The organism is Pseudomonas fluorescens, assembly GCF_003732425.1.
GTDB lineage: Bacteria > Pseudomonadota > Gammaproteobacteria > Pseudomonadales > Pseudomonadaceae > Aquipseudomonas > Aquipseudomonas fluorescens_BE.
The window spans coordinates 30955-57937 of record NZ_MOBX01000002.1; the positions used below are offsets into that span (position 1 = coordinate 30955).

Annotated in this window: 25 protein-coding genes; 20 read left to right on the forward strand and 5 right to left on the reverse strand. The window is 60.1% G+C overall.

The window, feature by feature from the left end:
* Positions 1-301: 301 nt before the first annotated feature.
* From waaF to BK670_RS01710, 11 genes are all read left to right on the forward strand, one after another.
* A complete protein-coding gene (gene waaF / locus BK670_RS01660) occupies positions 302-1336 on the forward strand; it encodes a lipopolysaccharide heptosyltransferase II (protein ID WP_123448343.1) in 1035 nt (344 codons plus the stop codon).
* 1 nt (position 1337) lies between these two features.
* On the forward strand, positions 1338-2399 hold the full coding sequence (gene waaC / locus BK670_RS01665) for a lipopolysaccharide heptosyltransferase I (RefSeq protein WP_123448344.1): 1062 nt from the start codon (positions 1338-1340) through the stop codon (positions 2397-2399).
* Entirely contained in the window at positions 2399-3520 is a 1122-nt protein-coding gene (locus BK670_RS01670) for a glycosyltransferase family 4 protein (protein ID WP_123448345.1), read from the forward strand. Before waaC ends, BK670_RS01670 begins: the two co-directional genes overlap by 1 nt.
* Positions 3520-4326 (forward strand): lipopolysaccharide core heptose(I) kinase RfaP, encoded by an 807-nt coding sequence (gene rfaP / locus BK670_RS01675; protein WP_123448346.1) that lies wholly within the window; start codon positions 3520-3522, stop codon positions 4324-4326. Before BK670_RS01670 ends, rfaP begins: the two co-directional genes overlap by 1 nt.
* Positions 4326-5060, forward strand: a complete 735-nt coding sequence (locus BK670_RS01680) for a lipopolysaccharide kinase InaA family protein (protein WP_123448347.1) — start codon at positions 4326-4328, stop codon at positions 5058-5060. Before rfaP ends, BK670_RS01680 begins: the two co-directional genes overlap by 1 nt.
* A complete protein-coding gene (locus BK670_RS01685) occupies positions 5057-5809 on the forward strand; it encodes a lipopolysaccharide kinase InaA family protein (protein ID WP_123448348.1) in 753 nt (250 codons plus the stop codon). Before BK670_RS01680 ends, BK670_RS01685 begins: the two co-directional genes overlap by 4 nt.
* Entirely contained in the window at positions 5809-7260 is a 1452-nt protein-coding gene (locus BK670_RS01690) for a lipopolysaccharide kinase InaA family protein (protein WP_123448349.1), read from the forward strand. The genes BK670_RS01685 and BK670_RS01690 overlap by 1 nt, the downstream gene beginning before the upstream one ends.
* A 125-nt stretch (positions 7261-7385) precedes the next feature.
* Positions 7386-7721 (forward strand): YceK/YidQ family lipoprotein, encoded by a 336-nt coding sequence (locus tag BK670_RS01695; protein ID WP_123448350.1) that lies wholly within the window; start codon positions 7386-7388, stop codon positions 7719-7721.
* A gap of 171 nt (positions 7722-7892) precedes the next feature.
* Complete coding sequence (locus BK670_RS01700; protein ID WP_123448351.1) at positions 7893-9647, forward strand: carbamoyltransferase family protein; 1755 nt, start codon at positions 7893-7895, stop codon at positions 9645-9647.
* Entirely contained in the window at positions 9640-10548 is a 909-nt protein-coding gene (locus tag BK670_RS01705; protein WP_123448352.1) for a glycosyltransferase family 2 protein, read from the forward strand. The genes BK670_RS01700 and BK670_RS01705 overlap by 8 nt, the downstream gene beginning before the upstream one ends.
* Positions 10549-10624: 76 nt before the next feature.
* Positions 10625-12064, forward strand: coding sequence for a hypothetical protein (locus BK670_RS01710; protein ID WP_259697511.1), 1440 nt, complete (start codon positions 10625-10627; stop codon positions 12062-12064).
* A 3-nt stretch (positions 12065-12067) separates the two neighbouring features.
* Here BK670_RS01710 and BK670_RS01715 read toward each other — a convergent pair whose 3' ends face one another.
* Entirely contained in the window at positions 12068-12721 is a 654-nt protein-coding gene (locus BK670_RS01715) for a BUD32 family EKC/KEOPS complex subunit (protein WP_123448354.1), read from the reverse strand.
* 125 nt (positions 12722-12846) lie between these two features.
* Between BK670_RS01715 and msbA the strand changes: the two genes are divergently transcribed.
* From msbA to BK670_RS01750, 7 genes are all read left to right on the forward strand, one after another.
* A complete protein-coding gene (gene msbA / locus BK670_RS01720) occupies positions 12847-14667 on the forward strand; it encodes a lipid A export permease/ATP-binding protein MsbA (protein WP_123448355.1) in 1821 nt (606 codons plus the stop codon).
* The gene (locus BK670_RS01725; RefSeq protein WP_123448356.1) at positions 14661-15557 is read left to right on the forward strand and encodes a GNAT family N-acetyltransferase; all 897 of its coding nucleotides are present in this window, start codon (positions 14661-14663) and stop codon (positions 15555-15557) included. The genes msbA and BK670_RS01725 overlap by 7 nt, the downstream gene beginning before the upstream one ends.
* A 4-nt stretch (positions 15558-15561) precedes the next feature.
* On the forward strand, positions 15562-16962 hold the full coding sequence (locus BK670_RS01730; RefSeq protein WP_123448357.1) for a PIG-L deacetylase family protein: 1401 nt from the start codon (positions 15562-15564) through the stop codon (positions 16960-16962).
* 64 nt (positions 16963-17026) lie between these two features.
* Positions 17027-18448 (forward strand): bifunctional D-glycero-beta-D-manno-heptose-7-phosphate kinase/D-glycero-beta-D-manno-heptose 1-phosphate adenylyltransferase HldE, encoded by a 1422-nt coding sequence (gene hldE / locus BK670_RS01735; RefSeq protein ID WP_093430139.1) that lies wholly within the window; start codon positions 17027-17029, stop codon positions 18446-18448.
* A 130-nt stretch (positions 18449-18578) separates the two neighbouring features.
* The gene (locus tag BK670_RS01740) at positions 18579-19553 is read left to right on the forward strand and encodes a glycosyltransferase family protein (RefSeq protein WP_123448358.1); all 975 of its coding nucleotides are present in this window, start codon (positions 18579-18581) and stop codon (positions 19551-19553) included.
* Positions 19554-20261 (forward strand): hypothetical protein, encoded by a 708-nt coding sequence (locus tag BK670_RS01745; RefSeq protein ID WP_123448359.1) that lies wholly within the window; start codon positions 19554-19556, stop codon positions 20259-20261.
* A gap of 58 nt (positions 20262-20319) precedes the next feature.
* Positions 20320-21120 carry a hypothetical protein gene (locus tag BK670_RS01750; protein ID WP_123448360.1) on the forward strand — a complete coding sequence of 267 codons (801 nt, stop codon included), beginning with the start codon at positions 20320-20322 and terminating at the stop codon, positions 21118-21120.
* A gap of 4 nt (positions 21121-21124) precedes the next feature.
* Here the strand turns inward: BK670_RS01750 and BK670_RS01755 are convergent, their stop codons facing one another.
* The 4 genes from BK670_RS01755 to BK670_RS01770 all read right to left on the reverse strand — a co-directional run bounded on the left by BK670_RS01755 (position 21125) and on the right by BK670_RS01770 (position 24638).
* Complete coding sequence (locus tag BK670_RS01755) at positions 21125-22087, reverse strand: metal ABC transporter ATPase (RefSeq protein WP_123448361.1); 963 nt, start codon at positions 22085-22087, stop codon at positions 21125-21127.
* A 31-nt stretch (positions 22088-22118) separates the two neighbouring features.
* Positions 22119-22931 (reverse strand): aldo/keto reductase, encoded by an 813-nt coding sequence (locus tag BK670_RS01760; protein ID WP_123448362.1) that lies wholly within the window; start codon positions 22929-22931, stop codon positions 22119-22121.
* The gene (locus BK670_RS01765; protein ID WP_123448363.1) at positions 22928-24103 is read right to left on the reverse strand and encodes an NAD(P)/FAD-dependent oxidoreductase; all 1176 of its coding nucleotides are present in this window, start codon (positions 24101-24103) and stop codon (positions 22928-22930) included. The genes BK670_RS01760 and BK670_RS01765 overlap by 4 nt, the downstream gene beginning before the upstream one ends.
* A 202-nt stretch (positions 24104-24305) precedes the next feature.
* A complete protein-coding gene (locus BK670_RS01770; protein ID WP_123448364.1) occupies positions 24306-24638 on the reverse strand; it encodes a DMT family transporter in 333 nt (110 codons plus the stop codon).
* Positions 24639-24747: 109 nt separating this feature from the next.
* Here BK670_RS01770 and BK670_RS01775 point away from each other — a divergent pair, with 109 nt between their 5' ends.
* Complete coding sequence (locus tag BK670_RS01775) at positions 24748-25644, forward strand: LysR family transcriptional regulator (RefSeq protein WP_123448365.1); 897 nt, start codon at positions 24748-24750, stop codon at positions 25642-25644.
* Positions 25645-25655: 11 nt separating this feature from the next.
* Positions 25656-26930, forward strand: a complete 1275-nt coding sequence (gene waaA / locus BK670_RS01780; RefSeq protein WP_123448366.1) for a lipid IV(A) 3-deoxy-D-manno-octulosonic acid transferase — start codon at positions 25656-25658, stop codon at positions 26928-26930.
* Positions 26931-26983: the final 53 nt, after the last annotated feature.

A 26983-nucleotide genomic window follows, 5' to 3' on the forward strand; every position in this document is an offset into this window, starting at 1 on the left:
GCATCCAATGTAGATGCGCCTCTGTGGTGAGGGAGCTTGCTCCCGCTCGGCTGCGAAGCAGTCGTAACCCGGGCAGCGCAGTGTGTCAGGTATAAACTGGAGTCAGATTGTGGGTCTGCTGCGCAGCCCAGCGGGAGCAAGCTCCCTCGCCACAAAGGTTTATGCTGGCCGATATGGATGTGTACGAATTGATCTGATGAGCCTGAACGGCTTGTCCAAATGACCCTTTAGCCAAGGCTGAGGGTGCTGGATTCTCGAGGCGGGGAGGCATTGGCCTCCCCGGTTCGTTTTTGGAAACCACATGAATATTCTGATCGTTGGGCCCAGTTGGGTCGGTGACATGGTGATGGCGCAGACACTGTTTCAGTGTCTCAAGCAGCGCCACCCGCAATGCGAAATCGACGTCCTGGCCCCTGAGTGGAGCCGGCCGATCCTTGAACGCATGCCCGAAGTGCGCAAGGCCTTGAGCTTCCCGCTCGGCCACGGCGCGCTGGAATTGGCGACGCGTCGGCGTATCGGCAAATCCCTGCGTGGTCAGTACGATCAGGCGATCCTGCTGCCCAACTCGCTGAAATCGGCGCTGGTGCCGTTTTTCGCCGGCATCCCGAAACGCACCGGCTGGCGCGGCGAATTCCGCTACGGCCTGCTCAACGATGTGCGCACCCTCGACAAAGAACGCTATCCGCTGATGATCGAGCGCTTTATGGCCCTGGCTTATGAAGCCAACGCCGAATTGCCGAAGCCGTATCCGCGTCCGAGCCTGCAAATCGACCCGGTGACGCGCGAAGCGGCACTGGCCAAATTCGGCCTGACCCTCGACCGCCCGGTGTTGGCCCTGTGCCCCGGCGCCGAGTTCGGCGAATCCAAACGCTGGCCGTCCGAGCACTACGCCAAAGTCGCCGAAGCGCGCATTCGCGAAGGCTGGCAGGTATGGCTGTTCGGTTCGAAGAATGATCATGCGGTCGGTGAAGACATCCGCGCTCGACTGATTCCTGGCCTGCGTGAAGAATCGGTCAACCTCAGCGGCGGCACCTCGTTGGCCGAGGCCATCGACCTGCTGTCCTGCGCCGACTCGGTGGTGTCCAACGACTCCGGTCTGATGCACGTTGCCGCTGCGCTGAACCGTCCATTGGTCGCCGTCTACGGCTCGACCTCGCCGGGTTTCACCCCGCCGCTGGCCGAGCACGTCGAAATCGTCCGCCTGGGTCTCGATTGCAGCCCGTGCTTCGACCGTACCTGCCGGTTCGGCCATTACAACTGCCTGCGCCAGCTGATGCCGGACGCGGTCAACGATGCCTTGCAGAAGTTGCAGGGCTCCGTGGTCGAGGTTCATTAAGTTGCGGGTATTGCTGATCAAGACTTCATCGCTGGGCGACGTGATTCATGCGTTGCCGGCGCTGACCGACGCCGCCCGGGCGATCCCCGGAATCAAGTTCGACTGGGTGGTGGAAGAAGGCTTTGCCGAGATCCCGACCTGGCACCCGGCCGTTGGCAAGGTGATTCCGGTGGCGATCCGCCGCTGGCGCAAAAACATCTGGAAAACCATCACCAGCGGCGAGTGGAAACGCTTCAAACAAAGCGTGCGCGCCAACAAATACGATTTGGTCATCGATGCCCAAGGCTTGCTGAAAAGCGCTTGGCTGACCCGTTACGTCAAAGCCCCGGTGGCCGGCCTCGATAAAGGTTCGGCGCGAGAGCCGATGGCCTCGCGTTTCTACGATCGCAAACTGGCCGTGGCCCGAGGGCAGCACGCCGTCGAGCGCGTGCGGCAGTTGTTCGCCATCGCCCTCGGATACGACTTGCCCAAAGGCTTGGGCGATTACGGCCTCAACGTCGAGCGTCTGGTCGAGTTGCCGCGCAAAAACGCCTTCGTGGTGTTCCTGCATGGCACCACCTGGGACACCAAACACTGGCCGGAAGCCTACTGGCGCGAGCTGACCGAGCGCGTCGGCTATCTCGGCGTCGGTGTCAAACTGCCGTGGGGCAACCCGCAGGAAAAGGCCCGCGCCGAACGCATCGCCGCCGGCTTCAAACACGCCGAAGTGCTGCCGAAACTCAATCTGGCCGGCGTCGGCAAAGTCCTCGCCGGTGCGCAAGCCTGCGTGGCGGTGGACACCGGGCTCGGCCATTTGGCTGCCGCGCTGGACGTGCCGACCATCTCGCTGTTCGGCCCGACCAACCCGGGCCTGACCGGCGCTTACGGCAAACTGCAGATTCACCTGGCCAGCGACTTCCCGTGCGCGCCGTGCCTGCAAAAGAAATGTACCTATCAACCGACCGCGCAGGATGCCCGTCAGTTTGACCTGAAGCGTGAACAGCCTTTGTGCTTCACGCGTCTGAACCCCGAGCGTGTCGCCAGCCGACTGAGCACGTTGTTAATGGCTGAGGAGCTGCGCTGATGCAATTGGCATTCGTCCTGTACAAATACTTCCCGTTCGGCGGCTTGCAGCGCGACTTCATGCGCATCGCCCTCGAATGCCAGAAGCGCGGCCATCAAATTCGCGTCTACACGCTGATCTGGGAAGGCGACGTGCCGCCCGGTTTCGAAGTGCTGGTCGCACCGGTGAAGGCATTCTTCAATCACCGTCGCAACGAAAAACTCAGCGCGTGGATGGAGGCCGACCTGGCCAAGCGCCCGGTTGATCGCCTGATCGGTTTCAACAAGATGCCGGGTCTGGACGTCTACTACGCCGCCGACGGCTGCTTCGAAGACAAAGCGCAGAACCTGCGTCATTCGCTGTACCGCCGCTGGGGCCGTTATCGCCACTTCGCCGAGTACGAGCGCGCGGTGTTCGCCAAAGACGCGAAGACTGAAGTGCTGATGATTTCCGAAGTGCAGCAGCCGCTGTTCATCAAGCATTACGACACGCCGCTTGAGCGCTTCCACCTGCTGCCACCGGGCATTGCCCAAGACCGTCGCCGTCCAGCGGATGCCGATGAAATTCGCGCCGGTTTCCGCGCTGAATTCAATCTGAAGGACGACGAACTGCTGCTGGTGCAGATCGGCTCCGGGTTCAAGACCAAAGGCGTCGATCGCAGCCTGAAAGCACTGGCTGCGTTGCCCGCCGAGTTGAAGAAACGCACCCGGCTGTTTGTAATCGGCCAGGATGACCCCAAATTATTCCAGATGCAGAGTGCAACTTTGGGTCTGGGCGATAACGTGACGTTCCTCAAGGGCCGCAGCGATATCCCGCGTTTCCTGCTCGGCGCTGATCTGTTGATCCATCCGGCGTACAACGAAAACACCGGTACCGTGTTGCTTGAAGCGCTGGTCGCCGGTCTGCCGGTGCTGGTCAGCGCGGTCTGCGGTTATGCCCATTACATTGTCGAAGCGGATGCCGGGCGAGTGCTCGACGAACCGTTCGATCAGGCGCAGCTGACGCAATACCTGACCGACATGTTGCATGACGACGCGGCACGCGCGGCCTGGAGCCGCAATGGTCTGGCCTTCGCCGAGACGGCCGACCTCTACAGCATGCCGCAGCACGCGGCCGATGTGATTCTGGCGGAGCACGCTTAATGAAGTTGATGCTGGCTGAACCGTTCAAAAGCCTTTGGGCCGGACGCGACCCGTTCGCCGAAGTCGAAGGCTTGCAGGGCGAGGTATACCGCGAGCTGGAAGCACGCCGGACACTGCGCACGGAAGTCGACGGCAACGGATTTTTCGTCAAGATTCACCGCGGCATCGGCTGGGGCGAAATCTTCAAGAACTTGTTGACCGCCAAGCTGCCGGTGCTCGGTGCGGGTCAGGAGTGGCAAGCCATTCAGCGTCTGCAGGAAGTCGGTGTGCCGACCATGACCGCCGTCGCGTACGGCGAGAAGGGCAGCAACCCGGCGGATCAGCACTCGTTCATCGTCACCGAAGAACTGGCGCCGACCATCAGCCTCGAAGACTTCAGCATCGACTGGGTCAAGCAGCCGCCCGAGCCGAGGCTCAAGCGCGCGTTGATCGCCGAAGTGGCGCGCATGACCGGCATGATGCACCGCGCCGGCGTCAATCACCGCGACTGCTACATCTGCCACTTCCTGCTGCACACCGACAAACCGGTGACGCCGCAAGACTTCAAACTCTCGGTGATCGACCTGCACCGTGCCCAGACCCGCGCGAAAATCACGCAGCGCTGGCGCAACAAGGATCTGGCCGCGCTGTACTTTTCCGCGCTGGACATTGGCCTGACCCGCCGCGACAAGCTGCGTTTCCTCAAGGGCTATTTCCAGCAACCGCTGCGCCAGATTCTGGCCGAAGAAGCGCCGTTGCTGAGCTGGCTCGAAGGCAAAGCCAACAAGCTCTATGCGCGTAAGCAGCGTTACGGGGATGCGCTCTGATGGCGGGTTGGACTCTCGAACCGCAATACAGCGAGCTCGCCGAAGATTTTGGCAGTCTCGAAGCCGTGTTTGCGTTGCAAGGCGAACGCCTGACCCGTGATCCGCTGTCGGAAGTGATTCGCGTACAGCGCAACGGCGTCAACTATTACGTCAAACGCTATGTCGGCGCCGGTAAAGGCTTGCGCCGTTATCTCGGCAAGCCGCGGGTGAAGATGGAATGGCAGAACCTCAAGCGCTTCGCTAAGTGGGGCATTCCCACCGCTGAAGTGGTGGCCTGGGGCCTGGAGCGCCGTGGCGCGGCGTATGATCGTGGCGCCATGATCACTCGTGAGTTGCCCAACACCGAAGACCTTTCGGCGCTCGCCGAGCGCAAGGATCCGAAACTCAAGGATCGCGCCTGGGTCGACGGCGTCAGTCGACAATTGGCCGGCTATACCCGGACGATGCATGATCACCGATTTACCCATAACGATCTGAAATGGCGCAACCTGTTGATTGACGACCAGGCGCGGATATTTCTGATCGATTGCCCCAACGGCGAGTTCTGGCGCGGCTTCTGGCTCAAGTATCGGATCACCAAGGATCTGGCTTGTCTCGATAAACTTGCCAAATACCATCTGTCCAATACCCAACGCCTGCGTTTCTATAAGCAATATCGCCAGTGCAATCGGCTTGATAGCGCCGACAAGAAACGGATTCGGCACGTGGTGAGATTTTTCGAGGGACGTGAATGACTGATTTTCTCGCTGCTGAAGACCGCGCACTGCTTGAGCGCCATGGTCTCGGCACTTTCGACGCACTGTGGGCCAAGCAGCTTGAGGCTGTGGACGAACCCAATACCGCCCGTGGTGGCTGGAGCAGCGTTTTCCGTCTGGACCTCGAAGGGCAGGGTTATTACCTCAAGCGCCAGAGCAATTATCTGACGCGCACCTTGCACGCGCCTTTCGGCGAGCCAAGCTTTGCCCGCGAGTTTCGCAATATCAGTCGCTATCGCAAGCTCGGTATTCCGGCGCTGCAAGCGGCGTTCTTCGGTGAGCGCAAGGTCGACGGCGAAGTCCGCGCGATCCTGCTGACCCGGGCACTCGATGGCTGGAGTGATCTGGAATCGCTGCTGCAGCGTTGGGCGCAGCTCAGTACCGCGCAGCAGTCGGCCATTCTCAAGGCTTGTGGGTTGCTCGCGCGACATCTGCACGGTGTGCGTCAGGTGCACGGCTGCTTCTATCCCAAACATATTTTTCTGCGAGCCACTGGTGACGGGTATCAGGCGCAATTGATCGACCTGGAAAAGACCCGGCCGTTGTTGTTCGGCATGCGTGACCGGATCAAGGATCTGGAGCCGCTGCAACGCCGCGCGCCGGAATGGAACGAGGCGCAACTGCGTGAATTGCTGGCGGCTTATCTCGATCAGCCCGCTGACAGCTCGCTGCTGGACAGCTGGCTCGCCCGGCTGACCGCGCGTCGCAGTCACAAGGAGACCCGCTGATGCAATTGTCCGAGCTGGCCGGTGTCGGGCGAACCCCGCAGCTGCCGCTGACGGTGACTCTGGCTGATGCCGCCGGGAGCGCGGATCTGCAGTTGCTGAGTCTGCTGCGAGTCCTCCCGGGGCAACGCTACGTGGGTGCCGGTGTCTGGCGCGGCCGTCCGGTGCTGGCCAAATTACTCGTTGGCGGCAAGGCTGCCCGGCATTTTCAGCGCGAGCTGGAAGGCGTGCGCCTGCTGGCTGCGCAAGGTCTGACCACACCGTTACTGCTGGCTGATGGCTTGAAGAGTGGCGAGGGTGGATGGCTGCTGTTCGATTTCCTTGAAGGTGCTGAAAGTCTTGGCGACGCCTGGGCGAAAGTCGAGTCGCTGCCGGTGTTGGCCGATGAGCAATCGGTGGTGCTGGCTGAGGCGCTGAGTGCTATTGGCCAATTGCACAGCAAAGGGCTTTGGCAGGAAGACCTGCACCTGGACAATCTGCTGCGCCACGGTGGCCAGTTGTACTTGATTGACGGTGCCGGGATCTGCGCAGAAACCGCCGGTCAGCCCTTGTCACGGCAAAAAGTCCTGGAAAATCTCGGGGTGTTTTTCGCCCAGTTACCCAAGACGCTGGAACCATTCACTGAAGAACTGTTGGTGTATTACCTGTTGAGCAACAGCGAGCATGCGTTGCCGTTGGAGGCCTTGCAGAAACAGATCGACAAAGTGCGGCGCTGGCGTTTGAAAGACTTCCTGATCAAGGTCGGGCGCGAGTGCACGCTGTTCAGTGTGAAGCGTGGAGCGTTCGCTCTGCGCGCGATCCGTCGTGAAGAAGAGTCAGCCATGCTGCCGGTGCTGGAACAGGCCGATGCGCTGCTCGATCAGGGCCATCTGTACAAGACCGGTGGTGCGGCGAGCGTCGGCAAGGTTCAGGCGGGTGCGCGCACGCTGGTGATCAAACGCTACAACATCAAGGGTTTTGCGCATTGGCTCAAGCGTTTCTGGCGGCCGAGTCGGGCCTGGCATTCGTGGCGTGAAGGCAATCGCCTGGCGTTCCTCGGGATCGCCACGCCCAAACCGCTGGCGGTGCTGGAGAAGCGCTTCTTGTGGCTGCGCAGTCGTGCCTATCTGGTGACCGAATTTCTGCCTGGACCGGACATCATCGAGCGTTTCGCGCCGTATGTGGAAAATGGCGAGGCACCGGAAGCCGAGCTGCAGGCACTGGACCAGCTTTTCGCGCGCTTGATTGACGAGCGCATCAGTCATGGCGATTTCAAAGGGCACAACCTGTTCTGGCAGCAGGATCGCTGGGCGCTGATCGATCTGGATTCGATGTGCCAGCATGGATCTGTCGGCAGTTTCGCGCAGGCTTATGCTCGTGACCGTGCGCGATTCATGCGTAACTGGCCCGAGAGCAGCGCGTTGTATCAGGTCATCGATCAGCGTTTGCCGAAAGAAATTTCCAATACGATCTGAGTCAAACCAATACCGCATTAGAGGACAGGACTCAGCGACTTGTCCTACAGCTTCTTCAGAAGCCATGAACTGTGCCCTGCCCAGTCCCGATGCTAATTTGCCCGACGACCGTTGGAGGGCGAATCTTGACCATCAAAAAGACTGCAACACTGGCCGCATTTTTATGGTTTCTGACCGGCTGTGGCAGCGTCATGACCGTCTTGCAGGACGATGCCGACGTCGCCAGGGACATGCGCAAGCAGAAAACCTACTGCCAATCCATTCCGCGGATTTACAGCGGTCTGGCCTATGATTTCTGCGTGTTGAATGCGCCGCCTGATCCGAGCGGATTTCTGGTGCCAATGGCGCTGCTGGATCTGCCATTGTCCGGAGCATTCGATACGGTAGCGTTGCCCTATACGGTTTATCGTCAGGTCACCGACGGCAATCTTGGTATTTACTGGCGCAGGGGCGGTTATTGAGTAGCGGGGCAAGGTTTCTCCAAACCATTCACCCGGGGGCAATCGCACAGGGTAATTCCCCACTCGTTTACGCTATAATCCCGCCCTTTAGCTGTCACTCGCCGTGTGCGAGGGCACATCAATTTTCAAGGCGCCTTGCGCCTGCACGCAGACTAAAGAGGCTAGACCCCTGTGGCATTGACGATTCTTGGCCTGTCCGGCGCCCTTAGCCATGACCCTTCAGCAGCCTTGTACATCGACGGCAAGCTGGTGGCGGCGGCTGAAGAAGAGCGCTTCGTACGCGATAAGCATGCAAAGAACCGCATGCCCTACGAATCGGCGAAGTTCTGTCTCGAACAGGCCGGCATCAAGCCGTCCGACGTTGACGTGGTAGCGATCCCGTTCGCCCCGATCAGCCTGTTCGGCAAGGCGCGCTGGCACTACGCCAAGCGTTACTGGTACGCGCCGGATCGTGCCCTCGATGCGATCCTGATGGGCAACCGCCGCTACAAGCGCTATCGCAACAAGATCGTCTGGTGCCTGGAACAACTGGGTTTCGATCCGAAAAAGATCAAGATCGAGCCGGTCGAGCATCACCTGGCTCATGCCTCCAGCGCCTACCACTGCTCCGGTTTCAAAGAAAAAACCGCGATCCTTGGCATCGACGGCAAGGGTGAGTACGCCACGACCTTCTTCGGTTACGGCGAAAACGGCAAGATCCACAAGATCAAGGAATTCTTCGATCCGGACTCTCTCGGCGGCCTGTACGGCGCGATCACCGAGTTCCTCGGTTTCGAGATGCTCGACGGTGAGTTCAAGGTCATGGGCATGGCGCCGTACGGCGATGCCAGCAAGTACGACTTCTCGCGTCTGGCCTCGTTCGAAAACGGCGAACTGGTGATCAACACCGACTACGCCAACGTCATCGGCCTGCGCCGCTATAAAGAGAAGGGCAAAGGCTTCTACTTCTCGCCGAAGCTGATCGAGTGGCTGGGGCCGAAGCGCGAAGGCGATATTGCTGACGAACCTTACATCCACTACGCCGCGAGCATGCAAGCGCTGTTCGAGAAGCTGGCTCTGCAGATGATCGACCACTACCTGGGCGATGTGCTCAAGGAAACCGGCAAGCTGGCCTTCGCCGGTGGCTGTGCGCTGAACGTCAAGCTGAACCAGAAAATCATTGCTCGCGATGACATCAAGGAGCTGTTCGTGCAACCGGCGTCCGGCGATGCCGGTACGGCGGTCGGCGCTGCTGCCTATGTGTCCCACGCCCGTGGCGTGCCGGTCGAGAAGATGGAGCACGTCTACCTCGGCCCGTCATACAGCAACGAAGATGTCATCGCCGCGTGCGCCCGTCACGAGAACAAACCGACCTGGCGCAAGCTCGACAATATGCCGGAACAGATCGCCAAAATCATGGTCGATGGTAATCCGGTGGCCTGGTTCCAGGGGCGTATGGAGTTCGGTCCGCGAGCACTGGGTGGTCGATCGATCATTGGTTGCCCGAGCGTGGCCGGTGTGGCCGACCGCATCAACCATCAGATCAAGTTCCGCGAACGCTGGAGGCCTTTCTGCCCGTCGATGCTCGATACCGTTGCACCACAGATGATCAAGATCGATCATCCGGCGCCGTTCATGACCTTCACTTTCGAAGTGGCGGAAGAGTGGAAGACCCGTGTGCCGGAAGTGGTTCACGAAGATGGCACTTCTCGTGCCCAGGTCCTCAAGCGTGAATACAACCCGCGTTACTACGACATGATGAAGGCGCTGGAAAACCTGACCGGTAACGGCGTATCGCTGAACACCTCGCTTAACCGTCGTGGCGAACCGATGATCTGCTCGCCGACCGACGCGTTGAACATGTTTTTCGGCTCGGATCTGGAATACCTGATCATGGAAGATATTCTGGTCGTAAAAGAGGGTGTGAAAGGATACGAACTTGACTGAAACACTGATCAGCGTCGTCATTCCGGTTTACAACTATGCGCGAACCCTGCCCCGTGCAGTGGAGTCGGTGTTGGCGCAGTTGGATGAGGCGACGGCGGATCTGCTGGTCATCGACGATGGGTCGACGGACGAGACGCCTGAGGTAGTGGAGACGCTTCTGCTCAAGCATGGAGGGCGGTTTCGTGCGTTGCGTAAAAGCAATGGCGGTTTGTCCTCCGTGCGCAATCGGGGGTTGGAGGAGACGAGCGGCCGTTTTCTGGTTTTCCTCGATTCCGATGACGAAATGGCGCCCGGCGCGCTGGCAGGGCTTTCGCAGCATATTGTCAGCAACCCGCAAACCCGGATGGTTATTGGCGCTCACTGGTCGGTGTTTGCCGACGGCAGGCGCAGCTTGCAGTCAGTCAAGCCATTGCCGTTGACGGCGCGGCAGTGTTTGCAGGGCTACCTGCTGGACAAAACCGTATCGATATCCAACGGTGCCTGCGCGATGCATCGGGACGTGTTCGTCCCCGGTACTTATCCCGAGCATTTGCGCAACGTCGAGGATCTGCCGGTGTTTGCCCAAGTGCTGGCACGCTTCCCTTGCAGTGTGCTGAACATGCCGCTGGCCTTGATCTACAAGCATGCCGACAGCATGCGTCATGACTTGCGCCAGAGCCTTGCTGCAGGTACAGAGCAGGTTGTGAGTGAGGTGTTTTCCAGTCGACGCATGCCTGAAGAGATGCGCGACCTGCGTCAGTCATTTCTGGCGCAGCGCTGTCTGTCGCTTTTTCGCGATTGTTACTCCCACGGCGAATACGATCTGGCCAAGGGCTTCTATTTTCAGGCGTTGCGTGCAGACTGGCGCACGTTTTCGCGTTGGTCGTACACTCGCAAGGCTTTGCGGCTACTGTTTCGGTAAATGGTTCATGATGAACAGGCGCGTAACTTGTAACGCGCGTCGATGAGGTGACTGGGTGAAAGGTACGGGCAGTAAAGTGGCAGCACGAGTCTCCAGGATCATCGACGAATACCCGGTCTGGCTGGCGTTTTTTGGCAGTGTGCTGCTCTCGCTGATCGCGGTCATGGGGACTGCAACAGTCGGGCGGGACGCGGCGCTTTATATTGATATCGCGCAGCAGGTGACGGAGCGGGGCTCCATTGCAGCCTGGGCTGCTTTCGATTGGCCGTGGTTCTCCTTTCTGCTGGCCGGTACGCATACCGTTCTGCGCTTGCCTCTGGAACTGAGTGCCTATCTTTGGTGTGGGCTGTTCTTTGCCGGCACCAGCGCGTTGATGGTGGACTGCGTCCGTCAGCGCTCTCCCCACGTTACCCGTTGGGCTTGTCTGGTGGTGCTGGCAATGCCGGCAGTCAATTCCTTTCGCAACGACATCATCCGTGAGTGCGGTTTCTGGTTTTTCTGCACGCTGACGCTGTGGCTCGCATTGCGCTGGCAAGCCCGGGGCGGTTGGTTGCGTGCGGCGCTCATTCATCTGGCGATTGTTGCGGCAGCGTTGTTCCGGCTCGAGGCCTTGTTGCTGGTGCCGGCGTTGGCATTGTGGCAACTGCCCAACCTGTGGTCGCCGGCCCGACGCCTGCAATTCTTTCAGTTTTCACTACTGCCGGTTCTGGGGCTGCTGGTCGTCTCGGTGTCGGGTGTGCTTCTGTCAGCGCGCGTAATGCTTTATCTGGACATGATTGCACCTCACAGCGTGCTGTCCTCGTTTCAGATGCTGCGCGACCAGTTTGCCAATTCGCTCATCAACAAGTACTCCCAGGACGAAGCCGGGCGGATCATTTTCTTCGGCATTCTGGCAACCATGACCATCAGTTTCGTGAAGTTGATGGGGCCTTTCGCCGTTCCATTCGTTCTGCGTCGCAACTGGGGTGTGCTGGGTGTCTACTGGCGTGACTATCGTCCCTTCGCCTGGGCGGCATTGTTGTACCTGGTGGTGCTGGTGATGTTTTTCATCAAGCAACAGTTCATGAATACGCGCTACTTGAGTTTTCTGAATCTGTTGTTTGTGCCCGTGCTGGCGATGGGGCTGGCGGCGTTCGTTCGCGAGTTTCCGCGTTGCGGCAAGTGGCTGGTGGTTTTTGGGTTGCTGGTGATGTTATCGAACGTCATCTCCACCGGGGCCGGCAAAACCCATTACGTCGAGGCCGGCCGCTGGTTGTCGGCCCATGTCGAACCAGGGGCGAAGACGTATTTCGAGGATGGGCGGATCAGCTATTACGCCGGTCGCGGCTACGTGATGCCGGTACTGACTGCAGAGGAGGCGATGTCGGCAGCGCACGCTGGCGACTATCAATATTTCCTCATCGAGGCCAAAGGTGACGAGCCGTGGCTGAGTGAATGGCTGGCGGCGCACAAGCTGCGCATCATCGAGCACTTCGCCAACCGCAAAGGTGCCACCGTGGTGGTCATCGGTCGCTAGGGTCTAACCGAGCAGCGGACGCAGGCGTGAGATCAGCGGCGCTTGTCGGTTGCTTGGCAGTGCCTGCCGGTAACCTTCGATAAAGGTATCGCCGGCGTCCTCACCCAGCAGCCATTGGCGGTCTTCCTTGTAGCGCAGCAAGTGCGCGAAGTTGCGCAGGCGTTTACTGTCACTGAGCGCGCGCTTCTGGCAGCGCAGGTCGGCAATATCGATCAGGCCCAAACGCTTGTCGGGGGTCTGCACGACGTTGCCGAAGTGCAGCGATCGAAAATACACACCTTTTTCGTGCAGCAGGGCGAAGTAACCGCCCAGCTGGAATCTCAGTGTGTCGGCCTCATCACCAGCGCTCTGCAGCTGACGCACCGTTTGGCCTTCCAGCGGGCTGTAATACACGCAGTCACGTTCGATACTCGGAATGCGATAGACCGCGATGACTTTCGGGCAAAGGATGCCGCGTTGTTCGAGTGCGCGGGTATTGTCGGCAAAGCGTTGGGCATAGGGGTAGAACAGCGCCGAACTGAGCAACCGCTTGCGGCGGAACAGCTTGAGCATGCGTCCATCGGCCAATCTGAGCACCTTGTCGCCGGAACCGTCGGCCTCCAGTACGTGTGCACCTTTGCGCAGTGCCTCGTAAGTGCTTTGATCAATCGATTGCATATCGGGCTCCCCATCATTAGCGGGATATCTTAACCGACTTGGTCCAAGGCTGGCTTGAAGTCATGTTTATCGGGGTAAAAACGCGTGTGATATCATCGGCGCCTCACTGAATTGCGCGGATCACCATGAGCAGTCCTGAACCGAAAGCCCAGTCCACGCTGGCGATCTATTTCCGCCTTTTGGCTTACGTGCGGCCTTATGCCGGCCTCTTTCTTCTCAGCATCGTCGGGTTTCTGATTTTCGCATCGACTCAACCGATGCTCGCTTACATCCTCAAATACTTTGTCGACGGTCTGGCCAATCCGGAGGCCAGTCTGTTTCCGGGCAACCCTTATCTGGGCAAGTTGCAGTTGCTCGAATCCGTGCCGCTGATGATTGTGTTCATCGCGCTTTGGCAAGGCGTGGGTTCGTATCTGGGCAACTTCTTCCTGGCGCGGGTTTCGCTGGGGTTGGTGCATGACCTGCGGGTGGTGTTGTTCAATAAATTGCTGGAGTTGCCCAATCGCTTCTTCGACAAGAACAATTCCGGCCACCTGATTTCCCGGATCACCTTCAACGTGACCATGGTCACCGGTGCGGCAACGGATGCGATCAAAGTCGTCATCCGTGAAGGCATGACCGTGATTTTCCTGTTCTGCACACTGTTGTGGATGAACTGGAAACTCACTTTGGTGATGGTTGCCATCCTGCCGTTGATCGGTTTGATGGTGAACAGCACCAGCAAAAAATTCCGCAAGCAGAGCAAGAAGATTCAGGTCTCGATGGGCAACGTCACCCACGTCGCGTCCGAGACCATTCATGGCTATCGCGTTGTGCGCAGCTTCGGCGGCGAGCAGTACGAAAAGGATCGCTTTCGCGATGCCAGCCAGAGCAACACCGACAAGCAGTTGACGATGACCAAGACCGGCGCCGTTTACACGCCGATGTTGCAACTGGTGACGTACAGCGCCATGGCCGTGGTCATGTTCCTGGTGCTGTACCTTCGCGGTGACGCATCGCCGGGCGATCTGGTGGCTTACATCACCATGGCGGGCCTGCTGCCCAAGCCGATCCGTCAATTGTCGGAAGTCAGCTCGACCATCCAGAAGGGTGTGGCGGGTGCCGAGAGTATTTTCGAGCAGCTGGATGAGCCGGTTGAAGTGGATCAGGGCACGGTCGAGCACGATCGCCTTGAGGGTCGTCTGGAAGTGCGTAACCTCAGCTTTCAGTACCCGGACACCGACAAACAGGTGCTCAACGACATCAGTTTTGTGGTCGAACCCGGGCAAATGGTTGCGCTGGTCGGACGTTCGGGCAGCGGCAAGTCGACGCTTGCCGGTCTTATTCCGCGCTTCTACCAGCATGAGCAGGGCGAGATTCTGCTCGATGGCGTCCGAGTCCAGGATTTCACCTTGCACAGTCTGCGTCGGCAGATTGCTCTGGTGACCCAGCAGGTCACGCTGTTCAACGATACGGTGACCAACAATATCGCTTACGGCGATCTGGCTGGCGCGCCGTTCGATGAGGTCAAGCGAGCCGCCAGCGAGGCCTATGCAGACGAGTTCATCGTCAAGATGCCGCAAGGCTATGAAACCCTGGTCGGCGAAAACGGTGTATTGCTGTCCGGCGGTCAACGCCAGCGCATTGCTATCGCCCGCGCACTGCTCAAGGATGCACCGCTGCTGATTCTCGACGAGGCCACTTCCGCGCTCGACACCGAGTCGGAGCGGCATATTCAGGCTGCCCTGGATCATGTGGTGAAAAACCGCACGACCCTGGTGATCGCGCACCGTTTGAGCACCATCGAAAAAGCCGACCTGATTCTGGTCATGGACGAAGGCCGCATTGTCGAGCGCGGCTCTCACGCACAATTGCTCGAGCAGAACGGCTATTACGCCCGCCTGCATGCGAAAGAGTTTGAAGAGGGTGACGAGCCTCAGCCGGCACACGCGACCGACGTATGCTGACGATGTTTCGCAGCTTTCGCGAGCGTGGCTGGAGCGAAATCGACCGGGACAGCTACGCCCGTGCCTGGCAACGTTTTGGCGGCAGCTTTGCTACGCACCCCGAAGTCGTCGAGCGCTTGTCAACGTTCCTTGGCATCGAATTGCGCTACCTGGGCTGGGTCGTTGGTGGTGATGTGCTGGCCGCCATTCCTTGCTGGGGGCGGCATGTTGCCTTGTCCAAGGAAGTGCTCAAGCGCGAGGGCAAGCGTGGCTTGCTGGACATGGGCAACGCGGAAATCATTCTGCCGATCGCGCCAGATGTCATCGTGCCGGTGCGCCAGCGCGTGGCGTATGTCTCCCAGCTCAATGCCGAGCAGATCAGCACGCTGAAGCCGCAGCCTGAAGGCTTGGCTTTGGCTCGGCTGCCGGAGGAGTATTCGAAGAAATTCCGCTACAACCAGCGTCGCGAACAGCGCCTGCTGGAAGAGGCTGGCGGATCGCTGGTACCGATGTCCGACTTTACCCCTCAGGAGCAGGCTGCCGCTTACGGCGATCTGTTTCAGCGGCGCTGGGGCTTTGAGGTGCCGGGCAAGGCCGGACTGGTCGAGGTCTTTACCTTGCTGCGCGAGTTCATGACCGGTTCGGTGGTGATGCTCGATTCGGCGCCCGTGGCCATTCAGGTGCTGTACCGCGTCGAGGCTCCGCAATGGGTTTCGCTGGAGTACATCAACGGTGGCGTCGATCCGCAGAGCCGTGAGTTCAGCCCCGGCAGCGTGCTGAGTTTCGTCAATACCCAAGAGGCCTGGGCTCACGCGCAGGCGCTGGGCAAGCCTTTGCGTTATTCATTCGGTCGTGCCGACCGTGAGTATAAGGATCGCTGGTGCCATACGGTGCCGGTCTACAAGGTCTGAATTCATGAGCGCTCGCAAGCAACAGCTTCTCAAGGCCCATCGGCGCAACAAGCGCCTGTTCCTGATCGCCTTTGTGCTGGCGCTGCTGCTGATCGGCATGCTGATTGCGTGGTGGCTGGTACCGCTGTTGCTGGTGCTGGCCTGGGTGGCTCACGAGGCCTGGTTTGCCGACCATTTGTTCTACCGGCCGTCCGACGACTATCAATACAGTTTTCCGGTACACACCGCGCGTCAGGCGGTGAGCCTTACGGACGGTGTGGTCCATCTGAGCGAGCCGCTGGCGCAGGGCGAGACATTGGTGCTCGAACTGGACGTGAAATCCACTTGGCTGGGGCGCTGGCTCGACCCCTACGTCGAGGTAGGTGATGATCGTCAAGAACTGGAGCGCGGTGTCAGAGGGCGGCGTTTCCTCAATCTGTCGGGGCAGGCCGATGCGTTGGCACAAGGGGGTCTGACGCTGCGTGGCCGATATTGTGTACCTGCGGCGACGGGTGTGTTGTGGGTCATGGCCAATCCGGACTACAGCCGCCAGCGGGTCATGGTCATCGCGCCCCATGCCGATGATGCCGAGCTTGCCGCCTTCGGCCTATACAGCCGTTGCGAAGAGGCCAGCATCGTCACCCTGACCCAAGGCGAGATCGAAGCTGAAGACTTCCAGCGCCTGGGCCTTGATCAGGCCGCAGCGGCACGTTTGAAGGGACGTTTGCGCAGTTGGGACAGCCTGGTGATTCCTCTGTGGGGGGGCGTACCAGCCGAACGTTGTGTGCAATTGGGCTATTACTGCCTGCAACTGCCCTCGATGGCCGAGGCGCCGACCCAGGCGTTCGGCTCCCGGGAATCGCAGGAAAATGACATTCGCAGTGTGCGCCGGCATAACCCGTTGGCCCTGCCTGCCGACGTTGACGGGCAGCCGACCTGGCAAAATCTGCTCGGAGATCTGACGGCTTTGCTTGAGCACTATCGTCCAGAGGTGGTGGTGACGCCGCATCCTGAACTCGACCCCCACAGTGATCATGTAGCATCGACTCAAGCGCTGCTTGAGGCTATCGCACGCAGTAGCTGGAAACCGGCGACCCTGCTGCTCTACGCCAATCACCTGCATGACAACGATCGCTGGCCGATGGGGCCTGCCGGTGCGGGTGTCGCGCTGCCGCCGGCGATCGAGTCGTTGCCGGCCGACCGGTTGTGGAGCCCGCTGTTGTCAGCGGCTGTGCAACTGGACAAAGCCATGGCGCTGGCTATGGAACACGATCTGCACGGTGGGCAAGTGTTCAAACGGCAACTGCGCCGCTGGATCCAGCAGGGTCTGGCCGGTCGCCGCTGGCCGGAAACGGGCAGTAACGAGTTTTTCCGCAAGGCAGTCCGGCGCCATGAATTGTTCTGGGTACGCGACCTTACAGATTGAGGCGGACGGCGCTTTACCCTGTGTTAATATCGCGCCCCTGTTCATTTTGTATGTGGGTTGCTCCATGAAGTTGTCCATGCCGCGTTTCGATCAAGCCCCGGTCTTGGTAGTCGGCGATGTCATGCTCGACCGTTACTGGCATGGCGGAACCTCACGGATTTCCCCTGAGGCGCCGGTGCCGGTGGTTAAGGTCGAGCAGATCGAAGACCGTCCGGGCGGTGCCGCGAACGTTGCCTTGAACATTGCCGCGCTGGGTGCGCCGGCGTCGCTGGTCGGTGTGACCGGTGACGACGAAGCCGCCGACAGCCTGAGCAACAGTCTCAAAGGCGCGGGTGTACGTGCTCTGTTCCAGCGCATTGCGCACCAGCCAACCATCGTCAAGCTGCGGGTCATGAGCCGGCACCAGCAACTGCTGCGTATCGACTTTGAAGAGCCGTTCGCCACCGACGCCCTGGCCCTCGGTTCGCAGGTCGACGACTTGCTTGAAGGCATCAAGGTGCTGGTGCTCTCCGATTACGGCAAAGGTGCCCTGAAAAACCATCAGGCGCTGATCCAGGCCGCCCGTGCGAAGAACATTCCGGTGCTGGCCGATCCGAAGGGCAAGGATTTCTCGATCTATCGCGGCGCCAGCCTGATCACTCCCAATCTCAGCGAATTCGAAGCCATCGTCGGCGGTTGCGTCGATGAGCATGAGCTGGTGAGCAAGGGCGCTGCGTTGATGCACGACCTCGAATTAGGTGCGCTGCTGGTAACGCGTGGCGAGCATGGCATGACCCTGTTGCGTCCGGATCAGCCCGCGCTGCATCTGCCGGCCCGTGCCCGTGAAGTGTTTGATGTCACGGGTGCCGGTGACACGGTGATCTCCACCCTGGCCGCAGCGATTGCCGCCGGTGAAGACCTGCCCCACGCCGTCGCGCTGGCCAACCTGGCCGCCGGCATCGTGGTCGGCAAACTCGGTACGGCTGCCATCAGCGCCCCGGAACTGCGTCGCGCGATTCAGCGTGAGGAAGGTTCCGAACGCGGTGTCCTGGGTCTGGAGCAGTTGCTGCTCGCCGTGGCCGATGCCCGTGCGCACAACGAGAAGATTGTCTTCACCAATGGCTGTTTCGACATTCTCCACGCCGGTCATGTGACCTACCTGGAGCAGGCGCGGGCACAGGGTGACCGGCTGATTGTCGCGGTCAACGATGATGCATCGGTCAGCCGTCTCAAAGGCCCGGGCCGCCCGATCAACAGTGTTGATCGGCGCATGGCGGTTCTCGCCGGACTCGGCGCGGTGGACTGGGTGATCAGTTTCCCTGAAGGCACCCCGGAAAACCTGCTGCGCGAGGTCAAACCGGACGTGCTGGTCAAGGGCGGCGATTACGGCATCGATCAGGTGGTCGGCGCTGACATCGTCACCGCTTATGGCGGCACCGTGAAGGTGCTGGGACTGGTGGAAAACAGCTCGACAACTGCGATTGTCGAAAAGATCCGCAGTCGTTGATCAGATGAATCTTTACCGTTGTGTACTGCGTGTGAACGGATTTTGCCTTGGGGATTTTACCGTTTCCGTTGATGTAGGCAGCTTTGAATCCGATGCGCTTGCCTGCCTACGTCGCGTGGTCAATTAACCTATGAAAGTCATGCTCCTGGTGATGGACGAGCAGCGGGTCATTCTCGACCGGCTCTACGACATCGTGCATCAGAACTGTGATGAGTGTTTCATCTATCGTCTGAGCAAACAGCAGCAGTTGAATCTGGGGGCGTTTCTGGCCTCGGTCGATTATCAAACCTTCGATCGTGTGGTGATCTTCTCCCGGGTCAAGCGCCTGGCTCCGCAGTTGCGGGTGCTCAAGTGTATTCCCGGGCTGGTCTTTCTCGAACACGATGCTTACCAGAACTACATGCCTGCCAGTAAATACCGTGGCGTGTATTCCCGTCTGTACAGCCGCCTGCCGAGTTGTCGGGCGCTGGTGTCCGGTGCGGTGGTCGCGCGCAAGATGCTCGCTGAAGGCATCGACACGGTGTTCGTCTCCAAAGGTTATGACGAGCAGATGCTGCACAACACCGGCGTTGAGCGGGACATTCCGATCGGCTTTCTTGGCAGCCTGAAAAGCACCGAGTATGCCGAGCGCAAAGCCATGCTCGAGTCACTCTCCAAGCGTACCGGGATGCTGGTGACCCGCACCAAGTCGGGTGAGGAGTACCTGCAGACGCTCAATCGCATCAGGATTTTCGTCAGCGCCGACATCGGCATGAACGAGTTCATGATCAAGAACTTTGAAGCCATGGCTTGCGGCTGTGTGTTGCTGGCCTGGAGCCAGGGCGAAGAAGACCGCTTGCTCGGTTTTGAGGACATGCACAACACCGTGTTCTACCGCAGCGAAGAACAGGCCGTGGAAAAGATTCAGTTGCTGCAGAGCGATCCGGAACTGGCAGAACGCATTGCCCGTAACGGTCAGGAATTTGCGCAAAGCCGCTATTCCTTTGCCCGTGTCGGTCAGGCCCTGGCCACGGAAATCCAGCGCGAGATGCGCCCATGGCAGCCGCCTTCGGCGTTCACGCGATTCTGGGTGAAACTGCGTTACGGGATGAAGGTGCCAGTCTGAATGAAGGATCATCAATCGTCGCAACCCGGCGAGCACATGGCGCTGGATGCGCTGCCCGGTGGTGATCAATCCGTTCTTGGCGCTTTGCCCGCCGAGCTTCTCGACTGCCTGAGACGCGCGCCCCGGGTCGTGTTGATTGCCAACAACCCGGCCATCACCACGGCAGACTTTCAGGCGCTGAACATTGGCGTCGATGACGTCGTCGTCAGCTTCAATACCTGCATCAAGGCAGCACTGCTCAATGAGCGCAGCGTCAATGTCTTCGTGCATGGCTATAACGCGCCTGACGCGTATTTTTTTGGTCTGCCGTACGCGCCGCCAGTACAGCGGATGTTCGAGCAGGCGAGCGAACGCTGTTTCAGCATGCTGGTGGGCTGCGCCGCACCCATGTGCCCATTGCCACGTGTGACCATGTACCAGGATCGCATTCCATTGCCGCCGCTGTGGAACTACCCGGTCGATCGCCCGGGCGGCAAGCGCTACGTCGGGCCTTCCACCGGGTTCAACACGCTGGTGGTGTTCGATTGGTTGCGCGGCCATGCCGGTTATACCTATCAGCTCATGACCCTGGGGTTTTCCAACGAAGCCGGAAAACTGTGGGGCGGCCATGCCTGGGATTATGAGCGTGACTGGCTGCAGAAGTCGGACATCATCGTGGTGCCCCTGCAACCCCGGCGCTGGTGGCAAAAGCTGTTTCGGCAGAACTGAGCGACATCGTCTATCCGGTTGCCAGCGGGCCCGACCTACTTTCAAAAGGTGCTGTTGAGTGTTGAAAATTGCCGTGGCTTTTTTCGGGATCCCGAGAAATTCGCCGATCTGTTTCCCCTCCATCGAGCAGAACGTGCTGGCGCAGTTGCCTGCGGGCAGCGACGTCAAGTGCTTCTACCATCTGTACAAGATCGATGAGGTGCAGAACTCGCGCTCCGGCGAGAAGGGCGAATTGACGGCGGATAACTACCAGCCCTTCGAATCCATGATTGGCACGCTGACCTCGACCGAGGGTGTGCTGGAGCGCTGGGATTTTGACCAGGTCAAAGCTCAGGGCGACACTTGGGCCGATGACTATGCGTCGCTGCGCAATCTGATCTATCAGCTCAACTCATTGCACACCGTGACCACCATGATCGAGTCCTTCGATCCGGATTTCGTCGTGTTCGTGCGGCCAGACAATTTCTTTCACAGCGCATTACCTGGCTATATCTTCGCTCGTCCTGAGGTGCGCAAGCACAATGCGTATATTCCGGACTGGCAGTGGTGGGGCGGCTTGAACGACCGTTTTGCCGTGTGCGGGCGCGATACTTATGTTGCGTACGGCAAGCGAGTCGAGCGGATTTTCGATTTCTGCAAGGCGACGGGCAGAAAGCTGCATTCCGAGCGCTTGCTCAAATATGCCTTGCAGCAGGTGAACGCGAAAATCTGCACGCTGCCGACGCAGGCATCGCGGGTGCGCATTACCGGTGCCTTTGCCGAAGAATCGTTCTCACCCAAGCGCGGCATGGGCAAGCGTGAAAACCGCTACTTCCATTTCTTCGCTGCGTTGCGTACCTGGTGGGATCGTCGCCGCTAAACCGCTATTTGGCGGTTTTTTTACCCAGACCGACCAATCGCAGCGCCTTGATACTCAATTGCTTAAGCCCCTGACGCGGGGCTTTCGCCGGTTGCAGGCCCTGTTGCACCAACCAGTCCTTCCAGCGAATCCGCTCTTCGCGCACAACCCAGCCCTCTTGGGTCGCAAAGCTCTCGGCCAGATAAAGACCCCGGGTGCTGGCCGGTACCAGTTTGTCGCGCTTGAGCGTGTACAACTCGGCCAGTGGCGCGCCGTCCTTGAGGGGCATCAAGTACAGGTCAGGCCGTTTGCGGTCGAGTCGGGCCACCAGTTGATCGCCTTCCAAGCGCTCGTCGACGTGGAACAGGCTCAGGGACTTGGCTTCCTTGGGCACATCCAGGCGCAAGTCGTAGATCAATTGCAGCGATGCGGTCGGCAGATGCACGTAGGCCCGCGGGCGCTCAAGCAATTGCAGATTGGCGCTACGTATCGGACGCGCCGAGCCGGACAATGGGGTCAGGCGAAACGGCAGCGCTTCGCGATAATGCAGTGCAGCGGAGTAGGGTGCCGGCAGCCAGGTGTCGTTGAAGCGTCCGCCGAGCCAGCCTTCCGGTGTCTCCAGCAAACATTCTTCGGCAATTTCCTGAATGGCCGTGTGCAGCGGAATATTCAGTTCATGCGCCGGCACGTAACCGGAAATCAATTTAAGCACCACGTCGCCGCGATCCTGCCGGCGCTGGCGCACCAGCACCCAGTAATCGCGATTCTGCCAATGCAGGGTCAGGCGCACGGAAACCCCGAGATTGGCCAGCTCCAGCGAGAAGCGCTCGGTGTCGGCCACGCTCACCGGTTTGCGCCGCTGCAAGGTCTGCGCAAAGTTCAGCGGCATGCCGACGCTCTGGTAGGTCAGACCTTCGGGGGTGGCTTCGACGAACAGCGGCAGGGTCTTGAAGTTGCTCGGGTTCTTTCTGATGAGCGTGCGCGGCATATCGGCTCCTGCTTAAGGCCGCGAAGCGGCGTCAGTGACCACGTAGGACCTGGGCAACGGTCGCAACGTTGTGGGCGAGGTGCAGCGGATTGATCGTCCCGACAATAGCACTGGCCACGCCAGGTTGTGCGAACAGCAATTCGAAGCTGGCGCGCACCGGGTCCACGCCCGGGCTGAGACACACGTGACCGCTGGCCAAGGCTTTTTTCACCAGAATGGCTTTGCCATGGGCAGCAGCATAGTCAATGACAGCCTTCTCGTTTTGTTCGTTCAGATTGTAGGTGACCATCGCACAGTCGCCTTGCTCCAGTGCTTTCAAGCCACCTTCGACGGTTTTGCCGGAGAAGCCGAAGCCGCGAATCTTGCCTTCGGCCTTGAGCGCGGCGAGTGTCGCGTAAACCTCTTCGTGCTCGAGGATCGCCATGTCGTTGCCGTCGGAATGCACCAGTACCAGGTCGATAAAATCGGTTTCAAGACGTTGCAGGCTACGCTCCACCGACATCCGTGTGTGTACTGCGCTGAAATCGTGATGCGAGAGGCCATCGGCAAACTCTTCGCCGACCTTGCTGACGATCACCCAGTCTTGACGCTGGCCGCGTAGCAGCGGGCCAAGGCGTTCTTCGCTGCGACCGTAGGCGGGGGCAGTGTCGATCAGGTTGATGCCGAGATCGCGCGCCTGACGCAGCAGCATTCGCGCTTCATCGTCGCCGGGAATCTGAAAACCGTTGGGGTATTTCACCCCTTGGTCGCGGCCGAGTTTGACCGTGCCCAGGCCCAGCGGTGAAACCGTCAGGCCGGTGCTGCCCAGCGGGCGATGCAGATCGTGCAGGGTGGCAATCGTCATGGCAGCAGTTGCTCCCAGGCAGGAACGCCCAGCGGTGGTTTTGGCAGAGCCGGCAATGGTTCGGTGGATTGTGGCTGGATGCCGTCGCGCTCCAGGGAGGCGATGACCCGGTCAGCGAAGTCCGGCGCCAGCGCCAGTTTGGTCGGCCAACCGACCAGCAAGCGGCCCTGTTCGGCGAGGAAGGCGTTGTCCGGACGCGTCAGCCCGGTTTGCAGCGGCTCGGCACGGTCAACCCGCAGGGTCGCCCATTGCGTGGTGCTGAGGTCGATCCACGGCAACAACTGCGCGATCTCTTTCTGCGCGGTGGCAATCTGCTCGGCCGGCTCGCGGTTCACACCTTCGCTTTCGGCAATGTCGCCGCCCATGTACCAGACCCACTGGCCATCAGCGGCCGGGTGCGTGGTCACGGTGATGCGCGGTTTGGTGCCGCCGCCCAGGCAGTGGGCGTACAGCGGTTTGAGGCCCGGGCCTTTAGCGATGATCATGTGCAACGGCCGGCGTTGCATCGCCGGTTGGCTCAGGCCCAGGTCTTCGAGCAATTGGGCGGTACCGGCGCCGGCGCTGAGGACGATGCGCTGGGCGCGAATCTCGCGACCGTCGACTCTCAAGCCGATCAGCACGCCTGCTTCCAGCAGTGGCTCGATGGTTTGCCCGGCGAGCAGGCCGTCTCCGGCCAGATCGGCCAGGCGCTGAATCAGGCTCGGCACGTCCACAACGAGTTCGGCGAGGCGGTAGACCTTGCCCTTGAAACGCTTGTCCTGCAGGGCTGGCGGCAATTGATCGCCCTTGACCTGATCGACCCGGCCACGCACGGCTTTACTGGCGAAGAAACTGGTGAGGTTGCCGGCCAGAGTACCCGGCGACCACAGGTAGTGAGCTTCGGACAGCAGGCGCACGCCGGACAGATCCAGCTCGCCGTTGCCGGCCAGCGCTTCACGCCAGCGGCGCGGCATGTCGGCGATGGCCTCCGAGGCGCCAGTCAGCGCACCGTGCAGCGCGTACTTGGCGCCGCCGTGGATGATGCCCTGGGACTTCACACTCTGCCCGCCGCCGAGGCTGGCGCTTTCCACCAGCACGGTCGAAAAACCCTGGCGGCGCAGACGCGCATTCAGCCAGAGGCCGGCGACACCAGCGCCGACAATCAGAACGTCGGTGGAAATAACGGATGGCATGCAGCGACCTCAGTGTTCAAGACGAGGGCGCAGTATACAGACTCGGGAAAGGGGCGGATTTGTCGATGATCAACAGAGGCAACAGAGAGCCGAATGTGGGAGCGAGCCTGCTCGCGAAGAGGGAATGTCAGCCGACATATGTGTTGACTGGCACACCGCATTCGCGAGCAGGCTCGCTCCCACAGGGGATTGGGTCTGGCGGTTAATGGCCGGCGGTCTTGGAGAACAGCTGAATCACGACCACGCCCAGCACGATCAACGCCATCCCCAGCATCGCCGGGATATCCAGCTTCTGCCCATAGATAAACAGTGCGGCGACGCTGACCATCACAATGCCCATCCCCGCCCAGACCGCATAGGCCACGCCGACCGGAACGGTACGCACCACCAGCGTCAGCATCCAGAACGCGATGCCGTAGCCGACGATCACCAGAATCAGCGGCAGGGGAGTGCTGAAACCTTTGACGGCTTTCATCGAGACGGTGGCGATCACTTCGGCGCAAATGGCGATAGCCAGGTAGGCGTAGGCGTTCATGGTTCAAATCCTCATGTAAAACGTTGCTTGCTGAGGCGGCATTTTAGAGATTCGCCAGATGGGGTAAAGTCATTACCTATCTGTTTTGAAGATGGGTTGGTCAGCCAGCATGCAGTGGAATCTCGATCAGTTGCGCGTGTTTGTCGATGTCGCCGAACAACGCTCGTTCTCTGCCGTCGCACGCCGGCAGCGCAAGGCGCAGTCGGCGATCAGCAGCGCTATCGCCATGCTCGAAGACGATCTGGGCGTCAGCCTGTTCGAACGTAGCAGCGGCCGTCAGCCAAGTCTCACTGAAGCGGGCGAGGCGCTGCTCGAAGAGGCTCGGGAAGTCTTGCGCCAATGCGAACGTTTGAACGGCCGAGCCATGGCGATGATGCGTGGCCAGGAAGCGCAATTGCGCGTGGCGCAGGATGAGGCGATGCCCTATCAGGCATTGGTAGAAAGTTTCGCTGCGCTGGCCGAGCAATTCCCCAGCCTGGAAGTGCAGTTGACCAGCGCTGCCCAAGGCGAAGTTGCGCGCAAACTGGTCGAACGTCGTGCCGACCTCGGCTTGTTGTTTTATCACGATGAAATCCCCGAAGCGCTGGAGCGCCGCGTGTTGGGCAGTGTGGAAATGGTCACGGTCTGCGGCATCAATCATCCGTTGGCGAAGCAGTCTTACGTGACCTGCCAGCAACTGGCGCAGCACCGGCAATTGCTGATGTCGACGCAAACCAGCGTCTATCCCGGCAACGAACCGGCAAGCCCGCAGGTGTGGCGTGCCGACAGCTTTTACGTGATGTCGGAGTGGCTGGTGCGCGACCTCGGCTGGGCCTGGTTGCCCCGGCATGTGGTGCAGTACTCGGCCTATCAGGGCTTGATGGTCGAACTCGACAGCGAATGGACCCCGCCGGCGCTGGTGGTGGAGCTGGTCTGGCGCCGCGACGAGCCGCTCGGCCCGGCCGCGAGGTGGCTGGCGGAACGTTTTGCCGTGCACTTGCAGGCGATCGGCGACAAAAGTCGATAAACTCCGCCGCCATGAATAGAACTCTCTATACCGCGCTGTTTTACTTGGGGCTGCCATTGGTGGCGATTCGGCTATGGCTGCGCGCACGCAAGGCGCCGGCGTATGCCAAACGGATTGGCGAACGTTTCACCTACGGCCTGCCGACGCTGCAACCCGGCGGCATCTGGGTGCACGCGGTGTCGGTGGGCGAAAGCATCGCCGCCGCGCCGATGATTCGCGCCTTGCTGCAACGTTATCCACAGTTGCCGATCACTGTGACCTGCATGACCCCGACCGGCTCGGAGCGGATTCAGGCGCTGTTCGCCAACGAGCCGCGCATCCAGCATTGCTACCTGCCCTACGATTTGCCGTGTGCGGCGGCGCGCTTTCTTGATCGCGTGCAGCCGAAGCTCGCGGTGATCATGGAAACCGAGCTATGGCCCAACCATATTCACCAATGCGCCAAGCGCGGAATTCCGGTAGCGCTGGCCAATGGACGCTTGTCCGAGCGTTCCGCCAAGGGCTACGGGCGCTTCAGCAAACTGACCGCGCCGATGCTTGCCGAGATGAGTTTGTTTGCCGTGCAGACAGAAGCTGAAGCACAGCGCTTCCGCGATTTGGGCGCGCGCCCAGAAACAGTCGAAGTCACCGGTTCGATCAAGTTCGACCTGACCATCGACCCGCAACTGCTGCAACGCGCCGCTGAACTGCGCGGCCAATGGCAGGCACTGGAACGTCCAGTGTGGATCGCTGCCAGCACTCACGAAGGCGAGGACGAAGTGGTGCTCAATGCCCATCGTCGCTTGCTGGCCAATCATCCGGATGCATTGCTGATTCTGGTGCCACGTCACCCGGAACGCTTCAACTCGGTGTTCGAGCTGTGCCAGCGCGAAGGCTTTGCCACGGTGCGACGTTCGACCGGGACCAATGTCGATGCGCAGACGAGCGTGCTGCTCGGCGACACCATGGGCGAGTTGCTGTTTCTCTATGCCTTGGCGGACAGCGCGTTTGTCGGCGGCAGCCTGGTAGCCAACGGTGGGCACAATCTGCTGGAACCGGCAGCCTTGGCGAAACCGGTGATCAGCGGCCCGCACCTGTTCAACTTCCTCGACATCGCCGCGCAATTGCGCGAGGCCGGGGCGTTGGCGGAAGTGGATGATGCCGAAGGGTTGGCGGTGGAAGTGCAGCGCCTGTTCGAACTGCCGCGTGATGCGCAGCGCATGGCTGAGGCCGGGCTGGCGGTGATGCGTCGCAATCAGGGCGCGTTGCAGCGTTTGCTGGATGGCTTGGGCCGGTTGATCAAGTAATTTGTTTGGGACACATATTGTGGCGAGGGAGCTTGCTTCCGCTCGGCTGCGAA